This window comes from Porphyromonas sp. CAG:1061 (assembly GCF_000435035.1).
In the GTDB taxonomy this organism is placed as follows: Bacteria; Bacteroidota; Bacteroidia; order Bacteroidales; family Porphyromonadaceae; genus Porphyromonas_A; species Porphyromonas_A somerae.
On the sequence record NZ_HF988949.1, the window covers coordinates 28,663 to 31,819 of the forward strand.

Genomic DNA, 3,157 nt, shown 5'->3' on the forward strand with positions numbered 1-3,157 from the left:
ACCAACTGAGCTACGAAGTCATTTGCTTTAGGAGGTCGTTACCTCTCGTTTGCGATTGCAAAGGTAACACAAAATATTTATTTGACCAAAAATATTGGACTTATTTTTTCACCTTATCCGGATTTCGCTTAATATATTCGCTCCAAGAGCTACTTCCAGAGCTTTTATGCGGACGCAGTTGCTGCAGATGATGGGTCAATGCCACCGCCACCGCATCTGTAGCATCATTTTTCTCCATTATCGCCTCCTCCGGTATCTTCAGCATATACTGTAGCAGAGCCGCCACCTGCTCCTTGCTTGCATTTCCTTTACCCGTAACCATACGCTTAATAGTACTTGGTGCATACTCCGTAACCGGGATACCCGCCTTAAGGGCAGCCACCATCGCCGCTCCTTGTGCACGTCCTAGCTTCAGGGTTGTCTGTATATTGACCCCATAAAAAGGGGCCTCCAATGCCATCGCCGTGGGAGCATATCTCGTGATCAGTGCTTCTACCGCCTCTTGTATCTTCAGAAGACGAGAGTAGTGCGACTTATATCGGTCAAGCCGAAGGATTCCCATCGCCTCTAGTGCTGGCTTATTGCCCGACACTCTTAGCACCCCGTAGCCCATCACGATCGTACCAGGGTCGATGCCTATGATTACTTGTTGATCCATTATCTAATTGTTCTCCTACAAAGTTAAGTATAAATGAGCAATCTACCTCAAAGGGTTTTAGTAACTTTGCCCATATTTAATTGACACCTATTAGATTAATAAAAGATATGACGCGACGCAAAACAACATTTTGGGCACTTCTAATCCTCACTCTCTCCGCCATCTTTGTAGGGATAAAGCTGTACCAACAGTCTTCAAAAGCAAAGACACAAGAGAGATACGCAGTGATCCTCTCGCTCGACGGCTTTAGGTATATGTACCTAGACGAGATACCCACCCCGTTTCTCGACGCCATGGCAGCAGAAGGGGTATCAGGCTCCCTACAGCCCTCCTACCCCAGCAATACCTTCCCCAACCACTATAGCATGGCCACAGGACTTTATCCCCAAAACCACGGCATTGTCAACAACCGTTTTTGGGTCAATGAACTCAACGACTATTACCGTCTCGGTGATAGCACTCGAGTATACAATCCTGCCTTTTATGGGGGTGAACCCATCTGGAATACCGCCGAGAAACAAGGGATAAAAGCAGGCTCCTACTTCTGGGTAGGCTCTGAGACAGCTGTGCAAAATATGCACCCTAGCTATTGGAAAAAGTATGATGCCGACACCTCCTTTACAGCTCGTGCCGACTCCGTGATCGCGTGGTTACAAAAGCCGATTGAAGAGCGTCCTCGCCTTATCACCTGGTATCTCCAAGAGCCCGACCACACTGGTCACACTTGTGGTACCGAGAGCGACGAACTCAAGGCGATGGTTGCCAAGGTGGATAGTGTGGTAGGCTATTTTAGAAGTGAGCTAGCCAAGCTTCCCATCGCTTCACAAGTTGATTTTATTATAGTCTCCGACCACGGGATGAAAGATTATGAGCCCGAAAAACTCGTCAACCTATGGGACTACCTACCAGCAGATAGCTTCAGCTATATCGTTGATGGCACCCCCACCCTCCTCTACACCAAGCGCCCAGAGTATATTGACGAGGCCATGTCGGTGCTTGAAAAGATTCCAAATATCACCGCCTATCGAAGGGCCGATGTACCTGCACGCTTCCACTTTAGCGAAGGAGAGCGACTCGGAGACATCGTCGTAATGCCCGAACTCGGTGGCTATATCTTCTTCAGAGAAGAGCCAGAGCTCAAGCTTGCTGCCGGTCACGGGTTTGATAATTCAGTGCCCGAGATGCAAGCCATATTCTTTGGTGTAGGTCCCTCATTTGCCAAAGGCAAAAAGGTGAGTCAAGTCCCCAACGTAGCCATCTACCCACTCCTCTGCCACCTACTCCAGCTAACACCAGCCTCCAACGATGGCACCGAAGAGGATGTGCAGAAGCTCCTAGGCCACTAAGTATCACATTGACTATTTGCACCACAAAAGAAGGAAATGGATAATACCCAACACAGCAGTCACACCATAAAGGAAAGAATCACCACCCGAGATTCCAATATGGAGCTACTACGTATTGTAGCTACCCTATTGATCCTCGTAGTCCACGCTAATTACTTTAGTCAGGGGTCCCCACAGTGGGAATGCTTCACACAGAACACCTATTATTCCATTTGGATGGTGCTCTGTCAAAGCCTATCCATTGTATGCGTCAATCTCTTTGTACTTATATCTGGATGGTTTGGGATCAAACCCAGGCTAAAAGGGTTCTTCAACTTTATCTTTCAGTGCCTCTTTTACTCCACAGCCATCTATATAACGGCTCTCTTATGGGGGTTTTCCGATCTTACTTTCAAAGGAATTGCACAGGTATTATATGCCACCAAACTTGGTTGGTTTATTAAAGCCTATATTGGGCTCTATATCTTATCTCCAGTTCTTAATCTCTTTATTGAGCATAGCTCTAAACGGGTTTATGAAATAGTACTGATCGTATTCTTCATATTCCAATCCACTTATGGTTGGTTAGGCAATGCTTACTTCTTTAATGAAGGTTATTCAACACACTCATTTATAGGTCTCTACCTACTCGCTAGGTACATTCGTATCTATAAGCCTCGTTTTTCTCAGTTACCCAAAAGCATAGACCTCCTTACTTACATTGGCATTTCACTCATCGTCACCACCCTTATCGTCTCTTTGCCCATTATTGGGGAGGGATGGGGTAATTTAGCAAGGGTTGCTAAAGCCATCTATAATAGACACCACTACCTTTTTGACTACTTAGCTCCAACTGTCATTATCTCATCAGTTGCTTTACTGCTATTCTTTTCAAAACTAAATATTCAATCCAAGCTGATTAATTGGAGTGCAGCCTCCTCCTTCTCTGCCTACTTAACTCACGCAAACCCCAATATCACTCCCTACTATACCACCGCTGTTCTTTACTTCTATGCCACCTACAGCCTTCCAGTGGCTATATTATACACTGGACTGATGATTCTTGGCATATACCTTGCTTCCACTCTGATTGATCAGATTCGTATCGTTGCTTGGAATTATATTTCAAGGAGAGTATAAAAAAAGCGGCTAGTGAACAGTGTCCAACACTAAT

Annotated in this window: 3 protein-coding genes; 2 read left to right on the forward strand and 1 reads right to left on the reverse strand. The window is 45.7% G+C overall.

Going from position 1 to position 3,157, the window contains the following annotated elements; all coding sequences use genetic code 11:
- Nucleotides 1-100: 100 nt before the first annotated feature.
- A complete protein-coding gene (gene ruvC / locus QVO39_RS08520) occupies nt 101-658 on the reverse strand; it encodes a crossover junction endodeoxyribonuclease RuvC (RefSeq protein WP_021903810.1) in 558 nt (185 codons plus the stop codon).
- 107 nt (nt 659-765) lie between these two features.
- Here ruvC and QVO39_RS08525 point away from each other — a divergent pair, with 107 nt between their 5' ends.
- A complete protein-coding gene (locus QVO39_RS08525; RefSeq protein ID WP_021903811.1) occupies nt 766-2,004 on the forward strand; it encodes an alkaline phosphatase family protein in 1,239 nt (412 codons plus the stop codon).
- A 36-nt stretch (nt 2,005-2,040) separates the two neighbouring features.
- Complete coding sequence (locus tag QVO39_RS08530; protein ID WP_021903812.1) at nt 2,041-3,123, forward strand: acyltransferase; 1,083 nt, start codon at nt 2,041-2,043, stop codon at nt 3,121-3,123.
- The last annotated feature ends 34 nt before the right edge of the window (nt 3,124-3,157 follow it).

What these genes read in the sequence shown, in the direction of transcription:
- ruvC (WP_021903810.1), bottom strand. Translation starts at nt 658, where the DNA reads ATGGATCAACAAGTAATCATAGGCATCGACCCTGGTACGATCGTGATG.
- QVO39_RS08525 (WP_021903811.1), top strand. Translation starts at nt 766, where the DNA reads ATGACGCGACGCAAAACAACATTTTGGGCACTTCTAATCCTCACTCTC.
- QVO39_RS08530 (WP_021903812.1), top strand. Translation starts at nt 2,041, where the DNA reads ATGGATAATACCCAACACAGCAGTCACACCATAAAGGAAAGAATCACC.